This is a genomic window from Lacinutrix himadriensis, assembly GCF_001418105.1.
GTDB classification, from domain to species: Bacteria; Bacteroidota; Bacteroidia; order Flavobacteriales; family Flavobacteriaceae; genus Oceanihabitans; species Oceanihabitans himadriense.
On record NZ_LIQI01000031.1, the window covers coordinates 16,406 to 39,120 of the forward strand.

At 32.5% G+C, this 22,715-nt stretch carries 25 protein-coding genes, 1 tRNA gene and 1 pseudogene; 16 read left to right on the top strand and 11 right to left on the bottom strand.

Annotated elements, in window-relative coordinates; translation table 11 throughout:
- Window positions 1–4: 4 nt before the first annotated feature.
- Complete coding sequence (rpsT, locus tag AMD28_RS16015; RefSeq protein WP_055445377.1) at window positions 5–256, top strand: 30S ribosomal protein S20; 252 nt, start codon at window positions 5–7, stop codon at window positions 254–256.
- A gap of 331 nt (window positions 257–587) precedes the next feature.
- Here the strand turns inward: rpsT and rho are convergent, their stop codons facing one another.
- Window positions 588–2,258 carry a transcription termination factor Rho gene (rho, locus tag AMD28_RS16020; RefSeq protein WP_055445161.1) on the bottom strand — a complete coding sequence of 557 codons (1,671 nt, stop codon included), beginning with the start codon at window positions 2,256–2,258 and terminating at the stop codon, window positions 588–590.
- 198 nt (window positions 2,259–2,456) lie between these two features.
- Here rho and AMD28_RS16025 point away from each other — a divergent pair, with 198 nt between their 5' ends.
- Window positions 2,457–2,867 (top strand): DUF4293 domain-containing protein, encoded by a 411-nt coding sequence (locus AMD28_RS16025; RefSeq protein WP_055445162.1) that lies wholly within the window; start codon window positions 2,457–2,459, stop codon window positions 2,865–2,867.
- Between the two features lie 112 nt (window positions 2,868–2,979).
- Here AMD28_RS16025 and AMD28_RS16030 read toward each other — a convergent pair whose 3' ends face one another.
- A complete protein-coding gene (locus tag AMD28_RS16030) occupies window positions 2,980–3,471 on the bottom strand; it encodes a metallophosphoesterase family protein (protein ID WP_055445163.1) in 492 nt (163 codons plus the stop codon).
- Between the two features lie 142 nt (window positions 3,472–3,613).
- On the opposite strand from AMD28_RS16030, the gene truA reads away from it, so the two are divergent.
- The gene (truA, locus tag AMD28_RS16035) at window positions 3,614–4,363 is read left to right on the top strand and encodes a tRNA pseudouridine(38-40) synthase TruA (protein ID WP_055445164.1); all 750 of its coding nucleotides are present in this window, start codon (window positions 3,614–3,616) and stop codon (window positions 4,361–4,363) included.
- Window positions 4,353–6,121 (top strand): annotated as a pseudogene (locus tag AMD28_RS16040) (ABC transporter ATP-binding protein). The gene truA and the pseudogene AMD28_RS16040 overlap by 11 nt, the downstream one beginning before the upstream one ends.
- Here the strand turns inward: AMD28_RS16040 and AMD28_RS16045 are convergent.
- From AMD28_RS16045 to folP, 4 genes are read right to left on the bottom strand one after another with little or no spacing between them, the layout of a single operon-like run.
- Window positions 6,118–6,912: a DUF3667 domain-containing protein gene (locus AMD28_RS16045; RefSeq protein ID WP_055445165.1), complete on the bottom strand. Its 795-nt coding sequence runs from the start codon at window positions 6,910–6,912 to the stop codon at window positions 6,118–6,120. The pseudogene AMD28_RS16040 and the gene AMD28_RS16045 overlap by 4 nt on opposite strands.
- 7 nt (window positions 6,913–6,919) lie before the next feature.
- A complete protein-coding gene (locus tag AMD28_RS16050) occupies window positions 6,920–7,699 on the bottom strand; it encodes a diadenylate cyclase (RefSeq protein ID WP_055445166.1) in 780 nt (259 codons plus the stop codon).
- 35 nt (window positions 7,700–7,734) lie between these two features.
- On the bottom strand, window positions 7,735–8,436 hold the full coding sequence (locus tag AMD28_RS16055) for a hypothetical protein (protein WP_055445167.1): 702 nt from the start codon (window positions 8,434–8,436) through the stop codon (window positions 7,735–7,737).
- Complete coding sequence (folP, locus tag AMD28_RS16060; protein WP_055445168.1) at window positions 8,436–9,260, bottom strand: dihydropteroate synthase; 825 nt, start codon at window positions 9,258–9,260, stop codon at window positions 8,436–8,438. Before folP ends, AMD28_RS16055 begins: the two co-directional genes overlap by 1 nt.
- A 311-nt stretch (window positions 9,261–9,571) precedes the next feature.
- Here folP and AMD28_RS16065 point away from each other — a divergent pair, with 311 nt between their 5' ends.
- The 12 genes from AMD28_RS16065 (at window position 9,572) to AMD28_RS16120 (ending at window position 17,636) form a co-directional block, all read left to right on the top strand.
- Complete coding sequence (locus AMD28_RS16065; protein WP_055445169.1) at window positions 9,572–10,108, top strand: DUF1599 domain-containing protein; 537 nt, start codon at window positions 9,572–9,574, stop codon at window positions 10,106–10,108.
- A gap of 82 nt (window positions 10,109–10,190) precedes the next feature.
- Complete coding sequence (locus AMD28_RS16070; protein ID WP_055445170.1) at window positions 10,191–11,525, top strand: BT_3928 family protein; 1,335 nt, start codon at window positions 10,191–10,193, stop codon at window positions 11,523–11,525.
- The gene (locus AMD28_RS16075; RefSeq protein ID WP_055445171.1) at window positions 11,518–12,594 is read left to right on the top strand and encodes an ABC transporter permease; all 1,077 of its coding nucleotides are present in this window, start codon (window positions 11,518–11,520) and stop codon (window positions 12,592–12,594) included. Before AMD28_RS16070 ends, AMD28_RS16075 begins: the two co-directional genes overlap by 8 nt.
- 50 nt (window positions 12,595–12,644) lie before the next feature.
- Entirely contained in the window at window positions 12,645–13,136 is a 492-nt protein-coding gene (locus AMD28_RS16080; RefSeq protein ID WP_055445172.1) for a TlpA family protein disulfide reductase, read from the top strand.
- A gap of 31 nt (window positions 13,137–13,167) precedes the next feature.
- The gene (gene tpiA, locus AMD28_RS16085; RefSeq protein ID WP_055445173.1) at window positions 13,168–13,917 is read left to right on the top strand and encodes a triose-phosphate isomerase; all 750 of its coding nucleotides are present in this window, start codon (window positions 13,168–13,170) and stop codon (window positions 13,915–13,917) included.
- Between the two features lie 186 nt (window positions 13,918–14,103).
- Window positions 14,104–14,940 carry a 50S ribosomal protein L11 methyltransferase gene (gene prmA / locus AMD28_RS16090; RefSeq protein WP_055445174.1) on the top strand — a complete coding sequence of 279 codons (837 nt, stop codon included), beginning with the start codon at window positions 14,104–14,106 and terminating at the stop codon, window positions 14,938–14,940.
- A gap of 21 nt (window positions 14,941–14,961) precedes the next feature.
- Entirely contained in the window at window positions 14,962–15,237 is a 276-nt protein-coding gene (locus AMD28_RS16095; protein WP_055445175.1) for an ATP-dependent Clp protease adaptor ClpS, read from the top strand.
- A 59-nt stretch (window positions 15,238–15,296) separates the two neighbouring features.
- Window positions 15,297–15,824 carry an isopentenyl-diphosphate Delta-isomerase gene (gene idi / locus AMD28_RS16100; RefSeq protein WP_055445176.1) on the top strand — a complete coding sequence of 176 codons (528 nt, stop codon included), beginning with the start codon at window positions 15,297–15,299 and terminating at the stop codon, window positions 15,822–15,824.
- Window positions 15,821–16,231 (top strand): 6-pyruvoyl trahydropterin synthase family protein, encoded by a 411-nt coding sequence (locus AMD28_RS16105; protein WP_055445177.1) that lies wholly within the window; start codon window positions 15,821–15,823, stop codon window positions 16,229–16,231. Before idi ends, AMD28_RS16105 begins: the two co-directional genes overlap by 4 nt.
- A gap of 9 nt (window positions 16,232–16,240) precedes the next feature.
- On the top strand, window positions 16,241–17,206 hold the full coding sequence (locus tag AMD28_RS16110; protein ID WP_055445378.1) for a type I phosphomannose isomerase catalytic subunit: 966 nt from the start codon (window positions 16,241–16,243) through the stop codon (window positions 17,204–17,206).
- Window positions 17,207–17,233: 27 nt separating this feature from the next.
- Window positions 17,234–17,503 (top strand): hypothetical protein, encoded by a 270-nt coding sequence (locus tag AMD28_RS16115; RefSeq protein ID WP_055445178.1) that lies wholly within the window; start codon window positions 17,234–17,236, stop codon window positions 17,501–17,503.
- Between the two features lie 59 nt (window positions 17,504–17,562).
- A tRNA-Thr gene (locus AMD28_RS16120) sits at window positions 17,563–17,636 on the top strand.
- 363 nt (window positions 17,637–17,999) lie between these two features.
- On the opposite strand, the gene AMD28_RS16125 is transcribed toward AMD28_RS16120, so the two are convergent.
- The 5 genes from AMD28_RS16125 to AMD28_RS16145 all read right to left on the bottom strand — a co-directional run bounded on the left by AMD28_RS16125 (window position 18,000) and on the right by AMD28_RS16145 (window position 22,671).
- On the bottom strand, window positions 18,000–18,692 hold the full coding sequence (locus AMD28_RS16125) for a DUF4369 domain-containing protein (RefSeq protein WP_055445179.1): 693 nt from the start codon (window positions 18,690–18,692) through the stop codon (window positions 18,000–18,002).
- A gap of 96 nt (window positions 18,693–18,788) precedes the next feature.
- Window positions 18,789–20,099, bottom strand: coding sequence for a DUF819 family protein (locus tag AMD28_RS16130; protein WP_055445180.1), 1,311 nt, complete (start codon window positions 20,097–20,099; stop codon window positions 18,789–18,791).
- Window positions 20,100–20,337: 238 nt separating this feature from the next.
- The gene (locus tag AMD28_RS16135; RefSeq protein WP_055445181.1) at window positions 20,338–20,763 is read right to left on the bottom strand and encodes a single stranded DNA-binding domain-containing protein; all 426 of its coding nucleotides are present in this window, start codon (window positions 20,761–20,763) and stop codon (window positions 20,338–20,340) included.
- Between the two features lie 5 nt (window positions 20,764–20,768).
- Window positions 20,769–21,692, bottom strand: a complete 924-nt coding sequence (locus AMD28_RS16140; RefSeq protein WP_055445182.1) for an alpha/beta hydrolase — start codon at window positions 21,690–21,692, stop codon at window positions 20,769–20,771.
- Between the two features lie 382 nt (window positions 21,693–22,074).
- Window positions 22,075–22,671, bottom strand: coding sequence for an alpha-ketoglutarate-dependent dioxygenase AlkB family protein (locus AMD28_RS16145; protein ID WP_055445183.1), 597 nt, complete (start codon window positions 22,669–22,671; stop codon window positions 22,075–22,077).
- Window positions 22,672–22,715: the final 44 nt, after the last annotated feature.

Below are 22,715 nucleotides of genomic sequence, written 5' to 3' on the forward strand. Positions count from 1 at the left end.
ACAAATGGCAAATCATAAGTCATCGTTAAAAAGAATTAGAAGTAACGAAGCTAAACGTTTAAGAAACAAATATCAACATAAGACAACTCGTAATGCTATCAAAAAGTTACGTGAGTTAACAGATAAGAAAGAAGCAGATGCTTTATTTCCTTCTGTAGTATCTATGTTAGATAGATTAGCTAAGAAAAATGTTATACATGCTAATAAAGCTGCCAACCTTAAGTCTGGTTTAGCAAAGTATGTTGCTGCGCTATAAGTCGTAATAACTTCTACAAGAAATTATAAGAAGCTTCTCCATTGGAGGAGCTTTTTTTGTGCCTTATATTTTGCTTCATTGTTGTAAACTGCGTTAGGGATAGTAACGGTTAGCTTTTGGCGAGCGCACGCTTTGAGCCAAAACTAGTAGTGTATAGCGCAGTGCTACGTAGCTTTAAGATTTTGTTAATAGCTATGTATAAAACTTGTTAAGCGGAGTAGTAAACGCCCAAAGACGTAAAGTATAATAATATAAAGTATATAGAAAGCGCATAAAAAAAAGCCTTGAGACGATTCTCAAGGCTTTTTTATGTATTATATGTGAAGTGGTTTTATCCGTTCATAGAAATTAAAAACTCTTCGTTGTTTCTGGTTTGTTTAAATCTCTCGTTAATGAACTCCATAGCTTCTACAGGATTCATATCTGCAAGATACTTACGCATTACCCACATTCTCTTAATAGTTGTTTCGTCTAATAGAATATCATCACGACGTGTACTAGAAGAGGTTAAATCGATAGCAGGGAAAATTCTACGGTTAGAAATCTTACGATCTAATTGTAGTTCCATGTTACCAGTTCCTTTAAATTCTTCAAAGATTACTTCATCCATCTTAGAACCTGTTTCTGTTAAAGCGGTAGCTATAATAGTTAAAGATCCACCGTTTTCAATGTTACGTGCTGCACCAAAGAAACGTTTTGGCTTGTGTAATGCATTTGCATCTACACCACCACTTAATATTTTACCAGATGCTGGTTGTACCGAGTTGTATGCTCTTGCAAGACGTGTTATAGAATCTAAAAGGATAACTACATCATGTCCGCATTCTACCAAACGTTTTGCTTTTTCTAAAACAATGTTTGCAATTTTTACATGCTCGTGTGCTTCTTTATCAAAAGTAGAAGCAATAACTTCACCACGAACATTACGTTGCATGTCTGTTACCTCTTCTGGTCTTTCATCAATTAGTAAAATCATTTGATATACTTCTGGATGATTTGCTGCAATAGCATTTGCAACATCTTTAAGTAGCATGGTTTTACCCGTTTTTGGTTGCGATACAATCATACCACGTTGTCCTTTACCAATTGGTGCAAACAGATCCATGATACGTGTAGAGATAGTCGCTTGCTTTTCGGCAATGTTGAATTTCTCTTGTGGAAATAAAGGCGTTAAATGCTCGAAAGCAACACGATCTCTTACTACATTAGGATCTTGACCATTTATTTTACTTACTTTAATTAATGGGAAATATTTTTCACCTTCTTTTGGCGGACGTACATTTCCTAAAACGGTATCTCCAACTTTTAGTCCGAATAAACGAATTTGTGATTGGGATACATAAATATCATCAGGAGAGGATAAGTAGTTATAATCTGAGGAACGTAAAAACCCGTAACCATCTTGCATAACATCTAAAACACCTTCACTTTCAATTATTGCATCGAACTCAAAATCTGGTTCTCTGTAACGATTTCTAGTGTCTTTGTTTCCGTTATTTCCAGTATTTTTATTCTGGTTTTGGTTTTTGTGTTGTGGTTTTTTATTTTCTCTAGGCTTTTCAGCTCTTTCCGGTTTGTCGCTGTTAGAATCTGTTTTTTCTTTTTGCGCTTTTTGCGGTTCTCTTTTTGCTTGCGGCTTAACTCTTGGTTTTGGTTTCGCTTGCGGTTTAGGTTGGTGTTTTGGTTGCTCTTCTACCTTTGTTTCTGTAGCCGCAACTTCTTCACTTTTTACAGGAGCCGTTGGAGTAGGTTTTTTTGCTGCTGGTTTTGGAGTAGCAGGCTTTTGAACTCTTTGTCTTGGTTTTTTTACTTCTGTTTTTTCAACAGGTTTTGCCACTGGTGCAACTGCAGCTACAGCTTTAGGATTTGCAGCTTGGTGATCTAGTATTTGATATACTAAGTCTAATTTTTTTAAAGTACGATACTTTGATACGTTTAAAGTTTTAGCTATTTCCTGTAACTCAGGAAGCTTCATTTCTTTTAATTGTGTGATTTCAAACATTATGTTGAATTGAATATTTTGTGTTAGATAAAGAATTTGAATTATTTTGAAGAAAAATAGATCTTATTCTGAAGAATTAACAAGGTATAACTGTGAACGTTACATATTGTTATTGCAATTATACAACTTTATTTTAAGTTTTTCTGTCCTTTTTATAAAAGAAACTGTTATTTTTGTGCTCAATATTTAAAGAATTTTATGATTCAACGTATACAAAGTATTTATCTTTTATTAGCTGCTGTAGTTTCTGCTGGTTTAACTTTTGTATTTAATTTATGGACCACTGTAAATGATACTTTAGTCTTTGCTAAAGATAATATGTTGTATTTTGGATTGTTTTTAGGCTCTGCAGCTTTGTCTTTAATATCTATATTTATGTTTAAAAATAGGAAGTCGCAATTTATGTTGGGACGACTTAACATCATATTAAACTTTTTTTTACTAGGATTATTTGTGTATCAATCGCTAAACGTATCTGGAGAAAGTAATGTTTCTGAGAAAGGTATTGGGATTTTTCTTCCTATTATTTCTATCGTGTTATTAGTTTTAGCTAATAAGGCCATTAAGAAGGATGAAGATCTTGTAAAATCTGTGGATAGATTACGATAAACCTATCATCTTAGTAGTATTAGTGCGTGAGCCCAAGGTGAAGATCTTGGGCTTTTTTATGGTCTGTTTTTAACGCTTTTCTAAAAGAATGGTGCTTTAGTGTTATGCTTTTCTATTTCTTAGATTCGATAACCTCTAAATCTTTAATTTTTTCTCCATCAATAACAAAACGAAGCATGGTTCTTACTTGTTGAAATCCGTGTTTACCAGCCGCTCCTGGATTCATGTGTAAAAGGTTTAATTTCTTGTCTTGCATCACTTTTAAAATATGCGAGTGACCAGAAATAAAAAGTTTTGGCGGATTTCTCTTTATCTCGTCTCTAATTCTAATATCATATCTATTTGGGTAACCACCAATATGTGTAATCCAAACATCTACACCTTCACACATAAAACGATTGTTTTCGGGAAATTCCATTCTAGCCTTATCGTCATCGATGTTTCCGTAAACGGCACGAAGCGGTTTTAGTTTCTTAATGGCATCGGTTACTTTTAAATCGCCAATATCTCCAGCGTGCCATACTTCGTCTGCTTGTTTTACATGCTTTAATATGGCATCGTCTATATAACTATGTGTGTCGGAGAGTAGGAGTATTTTGGTCATGCGTACTTTCCACGAAAGTGGAAATCTGTTTTTTAGGAATTAAGATTTATAAAGTGAAATCTTAAGATTAATTAACTTTTATTTGAAATTTAAAGATAGATTAAAATTCTATCTTTGCCTTTTACAAAAATACTACTTTAACTTGAAATATTTTTTACAACTTTCTTATAATGGCGCAGCATATCATGGTTGGCAAAATCAGCCCAATGCAATTACAGTACAAGAAGTTATAGAGAAAGCATTAACTATTTTACTTAAAGAAGAAACAGCTATTGTAGGAGCAGGACGTACAGATGCGGGAGTTCACGCATCGCAAATGTTTGCGCATTTTAGTACCGAAGTTGTTTTTTTAGAAACAGAATTAGTCTATAAATTAAATGCTTTGTTGCCTAACGATATTGCAATGCAACATGTTTTTAAAGTAATTGAAGATGCGCATGCTAGGTTTCATGCACAAAGTAGAGAGTATTTGTACCGAGTAGCACTGAAAAAAGATGTCTTTAATATGGACCTGTCCTATTATGTAAGACCTCAATTAGATATAGATAAAATGCAGAAGGCTGCACAAATTTTATTACAGTATACCGATTTTCAATGTTTTTCTAAAACGAATACTGATGTAAAAACGTATAATTGTGATATTATGCATGCCGATTGGAAAATAGTAGATCAAGAATTACAGTTTACTATTAAAGCAGATCGTTTTTTACGTAATATGGTACGCGCTATAGTTGGTACTTTAATAAGAATTGGTTTAGGTAAAATAGAAGTAGAAACCATGCATGAAATCATTAAATCAAAAAATAGAAGTGAAGCTGGCTATTCGGTTCCAGCACATGCACTTTACTTAACAGAAGTAGCATATCCAGAGTCTATAAAATATGGCAAATAAAAAACAAGATACAATATTAGATGTAGGACTTTTAAAACGTCTTATTTATTATACAAAACCCTATAAGAAGGTTTTTATAGGCGTATTTTTTGCTGTTATTTTATTGGCAGCTTTTAGTTCTGCAATTCCGTATATAACACAATATGTAGTAGATCATAATGTAACCAATCGAGATCCAGAAGGTTTTCTGTTTTTAATAGTAATCATGCTTGGTTTGTTAAAGCACAAACGGTGTTCCAGTTATTTTTTATTTATTATGCTGGATGGCTGGGGAAAAATGTGGTTAAAGATATTCGGGTAAAATTATTTAATCATTTGCTTCAATTTAAAATGAAGTATTATGATAATTCATCAGTAGGTGTTTTAATTACGCGTGCGGTATCCGATATGGAACGTATTGCCGATATTTTTGGTGAAGGTTTATTTATGATTTTTAGAGATTTACTAACCATGGTTGTCGTTTCTGCAGTTATGATTTTTATGAACTGGAAACTAAGTCTTATTGTTTTTGCCATGCTTCCGTTAGTGTTGTATGCGACTAGAATTTTTCAGAAATACATGAAACGCGCTTTAGAAGAAGTACGTACCGAAGTTTCCAATTTAAATTCCTTTGTACAAGAACGTGTAACTGGAATGAAAATATTACAGCTTTTTACTAGAGAAGATACCGAGTATAAAAAATTTAAAGCAATAAACGAAAGACATAAAAAAGGATGGTTAAAAACGGTTTGGTATAACTCTATTTTCTTTCCTATTGCAGATCTTTCTTCTTCTATTACCATTGGATTAATCGTTTGGTATGGCGGATTAAATGTTGTGGAAGACAGTTCTGTTTCTTTGGGTGTTTTAATCGCTTTTACTATGTTTATACCTATGCTTTTTAGGCCATTGCGTCAGATTGCAGATAAATTTAATACGCTGCAAATGGGAATGGTTGCTGCTAATCGAGTGTTTAAAATTTTAGATACTACATCGCAGATTGATGATGTAGGAACACAAGTAGTTTCGCATTTTAAAGGAAATATAGCTTTTAAGGATGTGCATTTTAGTTATGTGGAAGACGAAGAAGTTTTAAAAGGAATTTCTTTTGAGGTGAATGCAGGAGATACTGTTGCTATTGTTGGTGCTACAGGAGCAGGAAAATCGACAATTATAAATTTACTGAATCGTTTTTACGAAATAAATAGCGGTACCATATGTATTGATAGTTTTAATATTAAGGAACTAACATTAGCTTCGTTACGATCTAAAATAGCAGTGGTTTTACAAGATGTCTTTTTGTTTGCAGATACTATTTTAAATAATATTACTTTAAATAATCCGGAAATAACGGAAGCTGAAGTACAACGTGCAGCAAAGGAAATAGGAATTCATGAGTTTATTATGAGCTTACCTAATGGTTACCATTATAATGTAAAGGAAAGAGGTGCAATGCTATCTTCTGGACAACGACAATTAATTTCATTTTTAAGAGCCTATGTAACCAATCCTAGTATATTGGTTTTAGATGAAGCGACTTCTTCTGTTGATTCGTATTCCGAGCAATTAATACAAAATGCAACCGATAAGATTACAAAAGGAAGAACTTCTATTGTGATTGCACATAGATTAGCAACCATTAAAAAAGCGGACAAAATTATTGTTATGGATGCTGGACAAATTGTCGAAGAAGGTACGCATCAAGAATTGCTTAAAAAGAAAGATGGTTACTACAAGAATTTATACGAAGTACAGTTTATGCAAGCGGAAGAGGTTTAAATTATAGAAACTGCTTTTTGAGCAGCTTTCATCTCTTCAAAACCACCAGAAAAAATCATATAGGCAACAAATATTATGATGAATAATATAAAAATAATAGTTAAGAATATTAGGAATAAAAAGGTTTTTAATATTATTTCCTTTAAGCTTAATTGATATAATTTTTTTAAACAATAAGCAGAATATAGTATTTGAAAAGGTAGAATTATTCCATAAGTCAGGAATAGAATAGAGAGATCAAACGTAGCAAATAAAACTGTAATAACAGTTCCTGCAATAGATGATTGAGCAAGAATGTACATGAAAATAACTACATGCTCTGTATAGTTGAATTTCTTTAAATTGAAAAAAACTAACCTAGATAATAAGGCGTAGAATGGAACATATAACATCATGACGAAAGATTGATATTCCATCAGTAAATCCATATTTTTTTTTTGGAGATCCTCTGCTCCATCGGTTGCGAGAGACGAAAAATCTAAATAATCTGGAAAGAATTTATTTAGAATAAACATTTGTATTCCAAGCAAAGTAAGAGCAAGCGCAAAATAGCTTATTACATTTACATATTTTTTTCTAACCCCTTGAATATACCCGCCAATTACATCTTCGGGTTTTGTAAATAGCGTAATAAAAGTTCTTAGAAGTTTATTGTCGTAGTTAAAAAACGTTTCACTAAAATGTTCAAAAAGGTTTCTAATGGTTAACCTATTTCTAATCACTTTAGCTCCACAACTATTGCAAAAATCATCTTGTTCTTTTAAAAGAGAGTCACAATTTTTACAAGTCATATTTAAGCTAGATCTTTCTTATTAATTCGGCTAGTTCTTCAGTGTCTTTAAACATCACAAATTCGCCGGCTTTAAAATAAGAAATTTGTCCGGTTTCTTCACTCACAGCCAAAGCTAAAGCATCTGTTTTTTCGGTAATACCAACAGCAGCTCTATGACGTAAACCAAAGCGTTGTGGTAAGGTTTTTTCGTTGTTTACTGGTAAGATTACTCGGGTTGCTTTTACTACGTTATTTTCAATAATAATAGCACCATCGTGTAACGGGCTATTTTTAAAAAAGATACTTTCTATAATAGGTTGGGTCACTTCAATATTCATGAGATCGCCTGTTGCCTTTAAAAAGTCTAGGCTATTATTATGTTCTAAAACTATAAGTGCTCCAGTTCTAGAGGCTCCCATTTTTGTACATGCAGCAATAATAACATCTACATCTGTACCATCACTAGTTTCGGTTTGTAGAAATTTAAGTTGCTTGAAGAATTTTTTCCGACTTCCAAAATTGGTAGAACCAATCATAAGTAGAAATTTTCTAATCTCTTGCTGAAAAACAACAATAAGGGCAAACATTCCTACGCTAATAAAACCACCAAGAATATTACTCAACAGTTGCATTTGTAGTGCTTGTGTAATTTTCCAAATGATATAAATAATTACAATTCCGATAAATATATTAATCGCAACAGTACCTTTTACTAACTTATAAACATAGTAGAGAAGTAATGCTACCAAAATAACATCTATAATGTCTACGATGGTGAATTTTAGTAAATCGTCAAATATTTCCAATGGTTGGGGATTTTTGTAAATTTAGTAAATTAAGATTAATAAATAAATTCGTTATTACTAATTGTGGTGCTTTCTAATTTAAAGTCTATAAATAACGACTTGATACTTATGTAATCTTGGAATGTTAGATTTCTATTAAAACTAAAATTTATCACAATACTTTCGAAACCATGATCAGGATCCTTTGAATAAGTTTTTATTGATTCTATTTCGGAAGAAAGTTTATTAATTATAGTTTTAATTGTTAGTGTTTTTGTGTACATATATGAATCTAAAATAAGACTATCCCTGCTTTTCATAATAATATTAAAATCGTAAGTATTGGTGTCTCTTTCAAAGCCTTCGTCTACATCATTATAGGTTTTGTAATTGATATCGGTAAACTCCAAAAATCCTAAATTTTTAATACTTGTATCGTTACACGTGTAATAATTTTTTACACCTTCTTTTTTATGGCTAGAATTCTTCTTTTTATTCTGTAGAAAAGTTATCTGCGGAATTACTTGATCTAGCGTTAATCTTTTATCCACATTAACTAACCAGTTGGTAGTACTGATTAGATTTTTTCTGTTGAGTTCTAAACTATCTGGTTTTGTGGCGTCATAAAAAATATAAGCTGGTGAAATGTCTAAAACTTCCGTGATTTCTGTATGGCTTATTTCTGGTAATTGTATCGTTTTTTCAGAACCGCAAGAGGTTATGAAAATAAATGCTAATAGGTAAGATAAATGTTTCATTAGTTGGTAAGTTGTGCTATTAATTTAATGGTTTCTGTGGCTTCTTTTACATCATGTACACGTAAGATATTCGCTCCTTTTTGTAAAGCAACCGTATTTAAAACCGTGGTTCCGTTTAAAGCTTCTTTTGCTGTGTTATTTAGTGTTTTGTAAATCATCGATTTTCTAGAAATGCCTGCAAGTATTGGAAAATCTAATAATTTTAGAAGTTCGAATTGTTTCAGTACTTCAAAATTTTGTGTTGTATTTTTTGCAAAGCCAAATCCAGGATCTACAATAATATCTTTAATGCCAAGTTTTTTAGCTTCTTCTATTCTTTCCGAAAAATAAAAAAGCAGCTCTTTCATAATATCCTTATAATTTGCTTGGGCTTTCATGTTTTGTGGTGTTCCTTTCATGTGCATCATAATATAAGGAACTTGCAGATTAGCCACGGTTTGCAACATGTTTTCGTCTAGTTTTCCAGCAGAAATATCATTAATTAATGCCGCTCCAGCTTGAATAGCTTGTTTTGCGACTTCACTTCTAAAGGTATCTGTAGAAATAATGATTTCTGGAAACTCTTTAATTAGTAATTCTATAATTGGTAACAAACGTTGTAACTCTTCTGCTTCGCTAATATGTGTTGCGTTTGGTCTAGAGCTATACGCGCCAATATCTATAAAAGTCGCTTCGTATTTAAGCATGCTACCTACTTGGGATAGAATATCGCTTTCGTTTTTATATTTTCCGCCATCATAAAAAGAATCGGGAGTAAGATTTAAAATTCCCATCACTTTAGGAGTTGTTACATCGATAAGTTTTCCTTTGCAATTTATTGTCATATTCATTTCCTGCGAAAGCAGAAATCTCTTTTTAGGTTATATATTATTTAGTTTCTTAAAAGTATTCGAGGTAGAAGTAAAACTTTAAAACCCGAAACTTTGCACTCTGAACTATTTATGCGAAATTTACGCAAAATAGATTTTGAACTCATCTTGATTTTTTGTTTTTAACCGAAAATGAGATAAAAATTATTTAGATGAGATACTTTTTGAAAGGCATAGTATGGCTATGCATAATAAAAGTAACAAAATATAAGTGAATTTTAATCATTTTTTAGGAAATAGAAAAAACCAATATTAGTTCATCAAATATGCAAGATACTTCAAAACAATATGACGCTGTAATAAATACGTGCAGAAGCTTATTTATTAATAAAATGTCGGATTACGGAAGCGCTTGGCGAATTCTACGTTTACCATCGCTAACCGACCAGATTTTTATTAAAGCACAACGCATTAGAAGTTTGCAACAAAATGACGTTAGAAAAGTAGATGAAGGAGAAGTTAGTGAGTTTATTGGTATCATTAATTATAGCATTATGGCGCTAATTCAATTAGAAAAAGGCGTTGTAGAGCAACCAGACTTAACTACCGAAGAAGCTACAATACTTTATGACGAAAAAGTAGCCATTACCAAACAGCTTATGGAAGATAAAAACCATGATTATGGTGAAGCTTGGCGAGATATGCGCGTGAGCAGTCTAACCGATTTAATCTTACAAAAGTTACTTCGTGTAAAACAAATTGAAGACAACGCTGGAAAAACCATTGTTAGCGAAGGTATTGATGCTAATTATCAAGACATGATTAACTATGCCATTTTTGCAATGATTCATTTGAAGGGGTAAAATTAGTAACTAAATGTCACCTTGAGCGCAGTCGAAAGGTCTTTTCTTGACAAGGAATTTAGAAATTTTCAATAAAAAATTTATGAAATACATCACACACCTTTGCAGAATCCTAGTTGGAGGATTATTTATATTTTCAGGATTAATAAAACTTAATGACCCATTAGGTTTCTCGTATAAATTACAAGAATACTTTAGTGAAGACGTTTTAAATATTCCTTCTTTAGTGCCTTACGCATTAGGGCTTTCTATCTTTGTTGTAGTTCTAGAAGTAGTACTAGGTGTTTTTTTACTAATAGGTTACAAACCTAAATTTACGGTTTGGAGTCTTTTTGCAATGATTGTGTTTTTTACATTCCTAACTTTCTATGCTTGGTACTTTGATAAAGTAAAAGACTGTGGTTGTTTTGGTGATTTCTTACCAATGAAACCCATAGAGAGTTTTATAAAAGACTTGATATTACTCGCTTTAATTATCGTATTGCTCATTGGTTTACGACATATAAAACCATTGTTAGGTAAATTTCCGACAACCATATTAGCGCTTTTAGGCTTTTTAGGAAGTCTTTGGTTTGGTTACCATGTATTAATGCATTTACCAACTTGGGATTTTAGAGCATATAATGTAGGAGCAAACATAGAAGAAGGAATGGCTACTCCAGAAGATGCGCCAAAAGCAATTGTAGAGTACGCTTGGAAATTTAATGTAAATGGCGAAGAAAAAATTATAACCACCAACGGAAGTTATCCAACAGTAGATGGGGAATATGTAGGTGTAGAAACCAATATTATTGATGAAGGTTATGATCCGCCAATTAAAGATTTTTCTATTGAAAGTGATGACGAAGATTTAACAAAACAATTTTTAAACGAAGAAAACGTAATCATGATCGTTTCTTATAGTTTAGAAACTGCGGAAGCGGAAGGCATGCACGCCTTAAAAGTAGCAACCGATAAAGCCATTAAAAATGGATATACCGTTATTGGTTTAACAGCGTCTGGAGCAGACGTCAAACAAAAAACCAATGCAACGTATAACCTAAATTTCGATTGGTATTTATGCGACGAAAAAGCAATTAAAACAGTGGTTCGTGCAAACCCAGGAATTGTAAAACTTAAAAAAGGAACGGTTACGCAAAAAGTACACTGGAATGATATTGACGATTTAGAGTTGCCAGTTGTAGAGAGAAAACCAGAGCCGGAGACTATTGTAAAATCTGAAACCATTGCCTATTTTTTAAATGGTGTAGCTTCAACAAAAGAAGTTATTAATGCCTTGAATGAAAATACTATTGAAAAAGTTGATATTATAAAAGAAGGTAAGTTGCTTGAAGATTTCAATGCATCACAAGAAAAACCGGTTACAAGTATAGTAAGAGTGACTCTAAAAACAATAAACCAAGTGATTGTTGATTAATTATTTCTTAAATAAAATCGGTTATGCAATACTCACCTTATTTGGTGTAGTAACCGTGATATTCTTTTTATTTAATATCCTTCCTGGAGACCCAGCACAAATGATGCTCGGACAAAACGAAGACAGCGAGCAATTGGCTTTAGTAAAAGCGAAGTATGGTTTCGATAAACCTATTAGTACGCAGTATTTGTACTATTTAAATGATTTGTCGCCAATCTCGTTGCATTCTAAAAATGAAGATAATTATACCTATTTACGAGAAAACAAATACACAGCTACCAAACTGTTTTCTATAGCAAACACGACAGCCGTTTTAAAATTTCCATATCTAAGAGAATCCTTTACCAAACAAGGTAAAAAGGTAAGTCAGGTGCTTGCCGAAACCTTGCCGAACACCTTTGTGTTAGCAGTTACAGCCATAGTAATTGCTATGCTACTTGGCGTGTTTTTAGGAATCGTTTCTGCATTAAAAAAAGACAGTTTTCTAGATAAAACCATTCAAATATTTAGTACAGTTGGTATGTCTGTACCTTCCTTCTTTTCTGCCATATTATTCGCTTGGCTATTTGGTTATGTATTACACAAATACACGAATTTAGAAATGACAGGAAGCCTTTATGAATTGGATGATTATGGTGAAAATTTCAATCTGAAATTAAAAAACCTAATCCTTCCAGCCATTGTTTTAGGTATTCGTCCGCTAGCAGTAATTATTCAACTCATGCGAAACTCTCTATTAGAAGTTTTTAACCAAGATTACATTCGTACCGCAAGAGCAAAAGGTTTGAGCGAGTTTCAAATTATTAAAAACCATGCTATTAAAAACGCACTAAATCCGGTAGTAACTGCAATCTCAGGTTGGTTTGCATCCATGCTTGCTGGAGCCGTTTTTGTTGAATATATTTTCGGTTGGAATGGTTTAGGAAAAGAAATCGTAAACGCATTAAACACCTTAGACCTACCAGTAATCATGGGATCGGTATTAATTATTGCAACACTTTTTGTAATTATTAATATTTTTGTCGACATAATCTACACCTGGTTAGATCCAAAAGTGAATTTAGAATAAATTCATTCCCAAGAAATTGGGAATCTTTTTAAAAGATATTAAATCAAAACATGAGAAAACACCTATTCATATTCCTTGTCAGCGTCTTATTCATCAGCTGTAAAGCACAAGAAACGCCAACACAATTTACCCAAGAAGCATTAAATTTTAACTTTATTTCTTCCGAAGGAGAGAATATTTATTTCAAAAATATTTTAGAAAAACATCAAGGAAAAACTATTTTAATAGACGTTTGGGCATCTTGGTGTGGCGACTGTATAAAAGGCATGCCAAAAGTAAAAGCATTGCAAGAAACCAATCCGGATGTCGTATTTGTATTCCTATCTGCAGATAGATCGCTTAAAAGCTGGGAAAAAGGAATAGAAAAGTACCAAGTAAAAGGCGAACACTATTTTATGCCAAAAGGAATGAAAAGCGTTTTTGGTAAATCTATAGACCTCGATTGGATTCCTCGTTACTTAATTATCGATCCACAAGGAAACATAAAACTATATAAAGCCATAAAAGCAGACGATTCTAAGCTGTTAAAAGCATTAAATTAGTTACTTTTGTAGTTAAAGTAAACGACATATCATGAGAAAAAACATAGTAGCAGGAAACTGGAAGATGAATAATGATCTTTCACAAACGGAAACCTTAATCACAAGCTTAAAAAAACAAACGCAAACATCTACTGCAGAAGTAATGGTTGCACCTACATTTACAAACCTTTGGCATGCATTCGAAGCCTTAAGAGAAAGTAATGTAGAGGTAGTTGCACAAAACATGCACTTTGCCGAAAATGGCGCGTACACAGGAGAAGTTAGTGCAGCAATGTTAAAAAGTGTAGGGATACAAACTGTTATTTTAGGGCACTCAGAACGTCGCGCATACTTTAACGAAACAGATGAGTTACTAGCAAAAAAAGTAGATGCAGCATTAGCAAATGACATGCGTGTTATCTTTTGTTTTGGTGAAGAATTAGCCGACAGAAAAGCAAATAATCACGAAAATATAGTAGCATCACAAATCCAAAATGCATTATTTCATTTAAACGCTTCGGCTTTTAAAAATATCGTATTGGCTTATGAGCCTGTTTGGGCAATTGGTACTGGTGAAACAGCAAGTCCGGAGCAAGCACAAGACATGCACGCATTTATTCGTAAAACTCTAGATACTAAATACGGTTCAGAAACTGCAAATTCGGTTTCTATTCTTTACGGTGGAAGTGTAAAACCAGCAAACGCTAAAGAAATCTTCTCTAAACCAGATGTTGATGGCGGATTAATTGGTGGAGCAGCACTTAATGCAGAAGATTTTTACGCTATTGTAAACGCGTTTTAATTAAAAAAAAAACACCACCTCGTGAAAACGAGAATCTAAATAATTTGGGCGTTACCAACTTTCGCTTAGGCTACAGTTGGTCGCGCTTTCCATTATATCTTTTTTTGCCATATATGGCAGCAAAAAAAGGATGCCATTACAATCGCTAACGCAAGGCATACTAACAAAGACAAAACATACATATTTATGTCTAATATTATTTACCTAGGTTATTACTTTAAAGTAGAACCAATACAACCAGGAACCGAAATTCTAATCGCAGAATTAGGTTACGCAGGATTTGAAAGTTTTGTGGAAACCGAAGAAGGCGTAACCGCATACATTCAAAAAGAAGAATGGCAGGAAGCTATTTTAGAAGATATTCAAATCTTAAACTCAGAAGAATTTACCATTAGCTATACCTTTGATGAGATAGAACAAACCAACTGGAATGAAGAATGGGAAAAGAATTTTAACCCAATCGTTGTAGATAAACTATGTTCTGTTCGTGCACCTTTTCATGAAAAACCGGACACCCAATTCGATATTATTATCGAACCAAAAATGAGTTTTGGTACCGGACATCATGAAACCACACACATGATGTTACAACACATATTGCAAAATGATTTTACAGGTAAAACGGTTCTAGATATGGGTTGTGGTACAGGAGTTTTAGCAATTCTTGCCGAGAAAAAAGGAGCAACACAATTAGATGCAATTGATATCGATAATTGGTGTTATTTAAATAGCGTAGAAAATATAGAACGCAATAATTGTAATAAGATTTCCGTTTTTGAAGGAGATGCAAGTCTGCTAGAAGGAAAAAGTTACGATGTTATAATAGCCAACATAAATAGAAATATTTTGTTGAACGATATGGAAACCTATGCTGCCGCTTTAAACAAAAATGGTATGTTATTTTTAAGTGGTTTTTATAATAATGACATCCCTGTAATTGAAGCAGCATGCAATAAACATATGTTAAAGTTAGACGAAAAACTAGAAAAAAATAAATGGGTTTCGCTAAAATTCATAAATTAGTAGCACCAAATTGCCTTAAAAATGAGCACTAAAGAAAAAATTCAAGAAGAAGTTCAGGTAGAAACCGAAGCGTTAAACCTTAACGAAATAGTGTTGTATAACGATGATGTAAATACTTTTGATCATGTTATAGATACTCTTATTTATGCTTGTGATCATACTCCAGAACAAGCAGAACAATGCTCTATTCTTGTACATTATAAAGGACAATGCACCGTAAAAACAGGAGTTTATGACGAGCTAGAACCTCGTTGTACTATGTTATTAGATGCTGGTTTAAGTGCCGAAATTATTTAAAAGCTTCCAATTAACTTATCAAATTAGAACATTCTAAATTTTACCCGTACTTTTGTAATATGATAGAGGAACAAGTAATTCTTGTAAACGAACAGAACGAACAAATTGGCTTAATGCCAAAGTTAGAAGCGCACGAAAAAGCCGTACTACATCGTGCTTTTTCTGTATTTGTATTTAATGATGCCAATGAGCTCATGTTACAACAACGCGCTTTAGGTAAATACCATTCTCCAGCACTTTGGACCAACACCTGTTGTAGTCATCAAAGGGACGGAGAAACCAATATAGCAGCAGGAAAAAGAAGACTACATGAAGAAATGGGGTTTGTAACAGAACTAGAAGAATCTATTTCGTTTATTTATAAAGCGCCTTTTGATAACGGTTTAACCGAACACGAATACGATCATATATTAATAGGTAAATACAATCAAACACCAAGTATTAATGCAGATGAAGTAGCAGACTGGAAATGGATGCCTTTAGAAGCTGTGAAAGAAGATATAGCAAACCATCCAGAAGTATATACTGCTTGGTTTAAAATTATTTTCGATAAATTCTACCAACATATAAACATTGCACAGAAATGAAAGTAACGGTTAGTAGAAAAGCACACTTTAATGCAGCGCACAGATTGTATAGAAAAGATTGGAGCGACAAAAAAAATACGGAAGTGTTTGATAAATGTAGCAACCCAAACTTTCATGGTCATAATTATGAACTTATTGCAAGTGTGACAGGAGAGATTGACCCAGAAACGGGTTATGTAATTGATATTAAAGTATTAAAAGATATTATTAAGACAGAAGTAGAAGATGCTTTTGATCATAAAAATTTGAATATTGAAGTGCCAGAATTTAAAGACTTAAACCCTACTGCAGAAAATATTGTAGTAGTAATCTACAATAAAATTAAAAAACAATTAGCATCCCATTTAGCACTAGAAGTTACACTTTATGAAACTCCTAGAAACTTTGTAAGCTATTCTGGAATATAGATGTCAAATATGCTAACATATCCAATAAAGTTTGAACCCATTTTAAAAGAAAAAATTTGGGGCGGACAAAAATTACATACTCTTTTAAAGAAAGAAAGCGCTTTACCAAACATTGGTGAAAGCTGGGAAATTAGTGATGTAGATCATGATATTTCTATTGTCAATAATGGCGTTTTAAAAGGAAAGACATTAAAAGAACTTTTAGAAACCTATAAAGCAGACTTAATAGGAAACAAAAACTACCAAGCTTTTGGTAATACGTTTCCGTTGTTAATTAAATTTATAGATGCTAAAGAGGATTTATCGATACAATTGCATCCCAATGATGCGCTTGCATCTAAACGACATAATTCTTTTGGGAAAACAGAAATGTGGTACGTTTTACAAGCAGAAGATGATGCTAGGCTAATAGTAGGCTTTAATCAAGAAATGACTTCTGAAAAATATGTAAAACATCTAGAAGCAAAAACACTTCCTGAGATTTTAAATTTTGATAAAGTAAAAGAAGGAGATTCTTATTTTGTAGAAGTAGGACAAATACATGCTATTGGAGCAGGAGTGATGCTTGCAGAAATTCAACAAACCAGTGATGTTACCTATCGTATTTACGATTGGGATAGAGTAGATAGTAACGGAAATCAAAGAGAATTGCACAATGATCTAGCAATAGATGCTATTAACTTTAAATCACAAGAAGATTTTAAAGTGAGCTATTCTAAAGCAGAAAATGAGGCAAATGAAATGGTAGATTGCCCTTATTTTACATGTAATTATATTGAAATAACAGAAACAATTAATAAAGAAAATAAAGTAGATTCTTTTATTATTTATATGTGTGTATCTGGCGAAGTTGAAATAGTAACAGCGCATCACACCGTAAAAATTAAAAAAGGAGAAACCGTATTACTTCCAGCTGCAATTAAAACATATCAAATTTCTTCTAAAAAAGGGAGACTATTAGAAGTTTATGTTTAATTTTGCAGGAAATTAAATTAAAATATTATGGCAAATAAAAGAATCCTAAAAAAAGACATAAACTATGTATTAGGAGACATTATTGAAGCAGTTTATGTTTGGGAGTATGCAAACCCAGAAAAAGACGCAAAAGGAAGTGAAAAAATTATTGATGAAGCTATTGCAACATTTGATGAATTAATTGCAAAAGTTAATGATAGAAGCGTTGAGAACAAAAAGGCTCATTTTAAGTCAATTAACCAAGAATTAGAATCTAAAGGTCTTGCGTTAATCGAAAAAATTAATAAACTAGGATAAATTTCTAGAAAAAACACTTGCAAATATCATTTACAAGATTATATTTGCATTCGTTTTTGGCCGATGTAGCTCAGCTGGCTAGAGCAGCTGATTTGTAATCAGCAGGTCGTGGGTTCGAGTCCCTCCATCGGCTCTTTAAAAAACCTCTCAATTTTTTGAGAGGTTTTTTTATGCGATATGTTTTGGGACGAGAAGTTTATCCTGAGCGTAGTCGAAGGGAGTCCCTCCATCGGCTCTTTAAAAAACCTCTCATTTTTTGAGAGGTTTTTTTATGCAATATATTTTGGGACGAGAAGTTTATCTTCAAGAGCTAGAAGAGATCCTGTAATGAAGAAGCAAAGAATTGTTCTGTTGGTTATTTTAAGCCGCTCTGCTTTTAGATATGCTTTTTTTAAGCATAGTGTTCCATAATGCAGTATTCCTCTTACAAATGACCATAAAAAAATCCCAAACATTTCTGTTTGGGATTTTAATTTTATACGATAAAGTAAACGTATTAGTTTTTCTTTTTTCTTTCTGTAATAAAAGCTTCCAATTCTTTACCATATTTAGATGCTTTCACTTTAGGTGTTAAAACATTGTTTATCGTGTCTAACCACCTTGTTTGTGCATTTTCAATTTCAGATAATGCTAAATAAGGTGCAATTTCATTATCCTTATTCGCTATTGCAAAGTTTACTGTATACAAGTATTTGCTTTTTATTAAATGGTTATATGCTATAGTGTTTGCAACAATTTTGGCAGTATCCTTTGCCATTTTTGCTTCAAACTCTTCTTTTATTAGATTCAGGTTTCTATCATTAAAACGAGATATTACTAATAGATACTCTTCTAAAGCTTCTTGCTGCTTAGATCCTTTAATTTTAGCGTCTACTCCAAAGTTTTTTACACTGGTGGTAATCTCTGTAATTCCTTTATCTGCAAAAAACGAAACGGTTTCATCATCGCTAGTGTTTTTGTTTAACTGTAAGAAATACATTTCTGGAGTTTCTAAGTTGGTACTAAAAATAATTGGAGCTTCTCCTTGAACCACTAAAGAATCTACTGTAATAATAGCAGTGTCTTGTGCTTTTTTAAGGTAAACAGTTCCTTTTTTTAATCCTTTAATATTAACTTTTACCGTTAAATCTTTCTCTTTTCCGCAAGAACAAAGAATTGCTAATGCTAGTACAAATATTGTTTTTTTCATTGAAGCTGAATTATTTCAGAATTATTTCCGTGAAAACGAAAACATTTTTATTATTATTTTAAGATGCGCAAATATGCTATAAATAATTAGTAAATACTAGCTAGCTGCGGCTATTTGCATTAAAATTGTACAACCAATTGCTGCTATAGTTCCAACGGCATATCCAAATACAGCCAGAAGTACACCTACTGTTGCTAGCGATGGATGAAAAGCAGCGGCTACAATTGGGGCAGATGCTGCGCCACCTACATTGGCTTGGCTACCTACTGCTAAAAAGAAGTATGGTGCTTTTATAAGTTTTGCGACTAGAATTAATAGGATGGCATGAATGGTCATCCAAACCACACCGATTGCAATTAAGCCTACGTTATCGAAAATCATGGTTAAATCCATTTTCATACCAATAGAAGCTACAAGTATATAAATAAAGATACTACCTATTTTACTTGCTCCAGCGCCTTCGTAATTTTTAGCTTTGGTATATGATAAGAATATAGCTATAAGTGTAGAGATGCTTATCATCCAGAAAAAACTAGATCCTAAAAAGGTAAGCATATTTCTAGTGGTTGCAGATGCTATTCCTGCAACGGTATTTTCGAAAAATGGCGCTAAAAAACCAGAACATAAATGCGCAAAACTAACCGAACCAAATGCTATGGCTAGAATTAACATATAATCGGTTAAGGTTGGCGTTCTTTTTACGCTTTCGGTAAAGGAAGATACTTTTTCTTTAAGTGCTTCAATAGAAGCGGTATCTGCTTTTAACCATTTATTAATTCGGTCGCGTTTACCAATACCAATTAATATAATGGCCATCCAAATGTTGGCAACTACAATATCTACAAAGACCATTCCTCCATAGAGTTTTTGGTTGTAGCCATAAATTTCTAACATGGCTGTTTGATTTGCTCCACCACCAATCCAGCTTCCTGCAAGTGTAGATAAACCTCTCCATACTGCGTCTGGGCCAATACCTCCAACCGTTTCTGGAGATACCATAGAGATTAAAAAGATAGCGATAGGTCCTCCAATTATAATACCTATAGTTCCTGTGAAAAACATAATAAGCGCTTTCCAACCTAAGTTAAAAACAGATTTTAAATCGATACTTAGCGTCATTAATACTAATGCTGCAGGAAGTAAATAACGACTAGATACATGATAGATACTCGATTTATGACTCACGATTTCACCAGCTTTGTCTACGGTCTCCCATTCTGGAGAAATTAAACCAAAAGAAGTTAAAACAGCAGGAACCATATATGCCATAAAAAGTCCTGGAACAATTTTATAGAATTTAGACCAAAATCCGGTTTTAATATTTTCGGTATAAAATACAAAGCCTAATGCAAGCATTAAGAAGCCAAAGACTATTGCATCGTTGGTAATTAGAGGTGTGTTTTCCATGTTAGTTCGTTTATACACGCAAAATACCAAATTAAATGGGAATTTTAAAAGTTTGGCACGAGATTTGAAATATACTTTACAGTTACTACAAGAAGCTTTTTAAAGTGTGGTTACTTTTAATAAAAGTGTAGTAACTAATTTTTGGTTGGTTAGTTAAGAAAAGCATTCTTTGGAATGCTTTTCTTTTTTTATGCCTTCTACTGAAATTTGTTTTAGAAAAATAGAGCTGCAATTTTAATTATTGCTTCAGTAATTCTTTTCCTTGCATCCAGAAAATATCTGATTTATAAAATTGAAGTCTTGTTTTTACAACCTTATCCGATTTGTCTCGTGGTGATTTACTAATAAATCTTGCTTTAGAATTATTAAAATCCAGTGTGTGTTTTTCGTTAAAATCGGTATTTGGGTTTGCAGAAAATGTAATTATATTTTTTTCTGAAGTCCAAGTGCCTTTTCCGTATGTATTAGATTCTGGAGGAATTGCTTGTTTGTTATTTGTATAGGAATGGAATATAAAAGTACCATCTTGTTGTAAGATAAGTGTATATGTAAACGAAGCGTTTTCAGTTTCTATACTTAAATTGTAATTACCATCAAGTTTTTCCGATTGTGCAAAGGTGCTGAAACAAAAAGCAGATAATATAACGAGTAGTATCTTTTTCAAAATAATTAGTTTATAAATTTCACTATACTTTCAATAACCTCAGGATTTAATTCTCTAAAAGATTCATTATACGATTTCGAGTTTTCTAAATCACTTCCTTCAATAGTAAATAAGATATGATTCATATTTTCTATAATCTTAATTTCTGCTTTTGGTGTCGCTTCTTTTAAAAGGGTTGCTTCTTCCGTAGATACTTGTAAATCTTTAGTACCATTAATAATAAGGATTGGCATGTTTAATTCTTTAATTTTTTCAACAGGATTGTATTGTATCCAATTACTCATAAAAGGTTGTAAGCTAAGATCAAAAACGGAAGCTAAAGCAGGAGGATAGTCTGTTGTGGTTTTGTTTTTCTTTAAAATAGCAAATACTTTTTTAGAGTCTTCTCCATACATAGGATAGGTTTTTTCTATTTGTTCCTGTATCAACGCATCTATGGATTTTCCTGCGCCAGCTAAAGAAATAAAACCATCTGCTTTATCTTTTGCAGCAAGCATACCAACCAAACTCCCTTGGCTATGGCCAATAACGTATATTTTTGAAAAGCGATTCTTTTCTTTAAAATAATCTAATACAGAAACAGCGTCCGTAACAAAATCATCAAACATAATGTTTTTGTCCACTTTTCCTTTTCGTATTTGTTTAACGATACGTTTATCATATCTAAAGGTTGCAATATTTTGGTTAGATAACCCTTCGGCAAGTTTTTTTAGGGAATTATTCTTTAAAAAGTTCTGATTTCCATCTCTGTTCGTTGGTCCAGAACCTGCAATAATAATTGCTAACACCGATTTGTTATTGGTATTCGGTATTAAAAGTGTGCCATCTATTAATTCATTAATGGCAATTTCTTCTGCAGTAAAAAGTTTTTCTTGAGCAAAAACGGAACAAGTAATGAATACTGTTAGAATTAAAAATTTGAATTTCATAGGTTGTGATTTTAATAGTTTTTTTGCAAAAATAGCATGCCATATAGTATCTATAACGTAAAATTAAATGAAATTAATCTACAAAAAGATAAAATAATGAGAATGTTTTAAAATATAAAATTGTGCATTTCGTCGATTATTTAGTGGATTTGGACACCAAATGTTAAAAAAAAGTGTATTTCATCGAAAATAAATACTTTTAAACGTTAAACTTCAGATATAGTTCTATATTTGAAGTGTACTAAAGACACACTTTTAGTGCATTGGATTAATTAATTAATATTTGCATTATGTTGTTGATACTAGAGACCCTAAATCATACCATAATATAATATGCAAATTACAAGAACAGAGGTTGAGGGACCTCTGTTTTTTTTATGCCTTATTTTGAAATAATTCTAAAAGTTAGATTGATTCTTTCTCCAACTTCTTTCTTTGTTTTTGGAATTTGATGTAGCCAGTTTTCTTGCGTGGCACCTTTCATTAGTAACAAACTGCCAGATTCTAATTGTATTTTACACTTCTGTTCTTTCTTCGTTTTATGTTTTAAATGAAAAGATCGAGTAGCTCCAAAACTTACCGAAGCTATTATTGGGTGTTTGCCTAAAGCTTTTTCATTATCTGCATGCCAACCATTACTGTCTTTTCCGTTGCGATATAAGTTTGCTAAACAAGTAGTGAAATGAATATTGCAAATGCTTTCTATATGTTGTTTAATTTCTAAAAGTTCTTTTGTGAAGACTTTTGGATGCATGGTAATATTAGAGTAGGAGTAGGTATTGTTGTTATTTGCATACAATGCAGTAAGCCTTGGTTGCGCATGTGTTTTACCAAAAAGAGTGATGTTATCTTGTTGCCAATCCACTGTTTTTAATAAGGATTTAAAATAGGCATCTGCTTCTGTTTTTTGGAAACATTCTGGATAATAGATTGCTTCACCATCCGCTAATTGCAAATTTATTGCTTCGTTAAATAACATAATTTATAGATCCGGAATACGTTTATATTTTTCCTAAATTAGCA

Excerpts from the sequence above, each read along its gene's own strand:
- rpsT (WP_055445377.1), top strand. The coding sequence starts at position 5 with ATGGCAAATCATAAGTCATCGTTAAAAAGAATTAGAAGTAACGAAGCT.
- rho (WP_055445161.1), bottom strand. The coding sequence starts at position 2,258 with ATGTTTGAAATCACACAATTAAAAGAAATGAAGCTTCCTGAGTTACAG.
- AMD28_RS16025 (WP_055445162.1), top strand. The coding sequence starts at position 2,457 with ATGATTCAACGTATACAAAGTATTTATCTTTTATTAGCTGCTGTAGTT.
- AMD28_RS16030 (WP_055445163.1), bottom strand. The coding sequence starts at position 3,471 with ATGACCAAAATACTCCTACTCTCCGACACACATAGTTATATAGACGAT.
- AMD28_RS16045 (WP_055445165.1), bottom strand. The coding sequence starts at position 6,912 with ATGACTTGTAAAAATTGTGACTCTCTTTTAAAAGAACAAGATGATTTT.
- AMD28_RS16055 (WP_055445167.1), bottom strand. The coding sequence starts at position 8,436 with ATGAAACATTTATCTTACCTATTAGCATTTATTTTCATAACCTCTTGC.
- folP (WP_055445168.1), bottom strand. The coding sequence starts at position 9,260 with ATGACAATAAATTGCAAAGGAAAACTTATCGATGTAACAACTCCTAAA.
- AMD28_RS16065 (WP_055445169.1), top strand. The coding sequence starts at position 9,572 with ATGCAAGATACTTCAAAACAATATGACGCTGTAATAAATACGTGCAGA.
- AMD28_RS16070 (WP_055445170.1), top strand. The coding sequence starts at position 10,191 with ATGAAATACATCACACACCTTTGCAGAATCCTAGTTGGAGGATTATTT.
- AMD28_RS16080 (WP_055445172.1), top strand. The coding sequence starts at position 12,645 with ATGAGAAAACACCTATTCATATTCCTTGTCAGCGTCTTATTCATCAGC.
- tpiA (WP_055445173.1), top strand. The coding sequence starts at position 13,168 with ATGAGAAAAAACATAGTAGCAGGAAACTGGAAGATGAATAATGATCTT.
- prmA (WP_055445174.1), top strand. The coding sequence starts at position 14,104 with ATGTCTAATATTATTTACCTAGGTTATTACTTTAAAGTAGAACCAATA.
- AMD28_RS16095 (WP_055445175.1), top strand. The coding sequence starts at position 14,962 with ATGAGCACTAAAGAAAAAATTCAAGAAGAAGTTCAGGTAGAAACCGAA.
- idi (WP_055445176.1), top strand. The coding sequence starts at position 15,297 with ATGATAGAGGAACAAGTAATTCTTGTAAACGAACAGAACGAACAAATT.
- AMD28_RS16105 (WP_055445177.1), top strand. The coding sequence starts at position 15,821 with ATGAAAGTAACGGTTAGTAGAAAAGCACACTTTAATGCAGCGCACAGA.
- AMD28_RS16110 (WP_055445378.1), top strand. The coding sequence starts at position 16,241 with ATGCTAACATATCCAATAAAGTTTGAACCCATTTTAAAAGAAAAAATT.
- AMD28_RS16115 (WP_055445178.1), top strand. The coding sequence starts at position 17,234 with ATGGCAAATAAAAGAATCCTAAAAAAAGACATAAACTATGTATTAGGA.
- AMD28_RS16125 (WP_055445179.1), bottom strand. The coding sequence starts at position 18,692 with ATGAAAAAAACAATATTTGTACTAGCATTAGCAATTCTTTGTTCTTGC.
- AMD28_RS16130 (WP_055445180.1), bottom strand. The coding sequence starts at position 20,099 with ATGGAAAACACACCTCTAATTACCAACGATGCAATAGTCTTTGGCTTC.
- AMD28_RS16140 (WP_055445182.1), bottom strand. The coding sequence starts at position 21,692 with ATGAAATTCAAATTTTTAATTCTAACAGTATTCATTACTTGTTCCGTT.
- AMD28_RS16145 (WP_055445183.1), bottom strand. The coding sequence starts at position 22,671 with ATGTTATTTAACGAAGCAATAAATTTGCAATTAGCGGATGGTGAAGCA.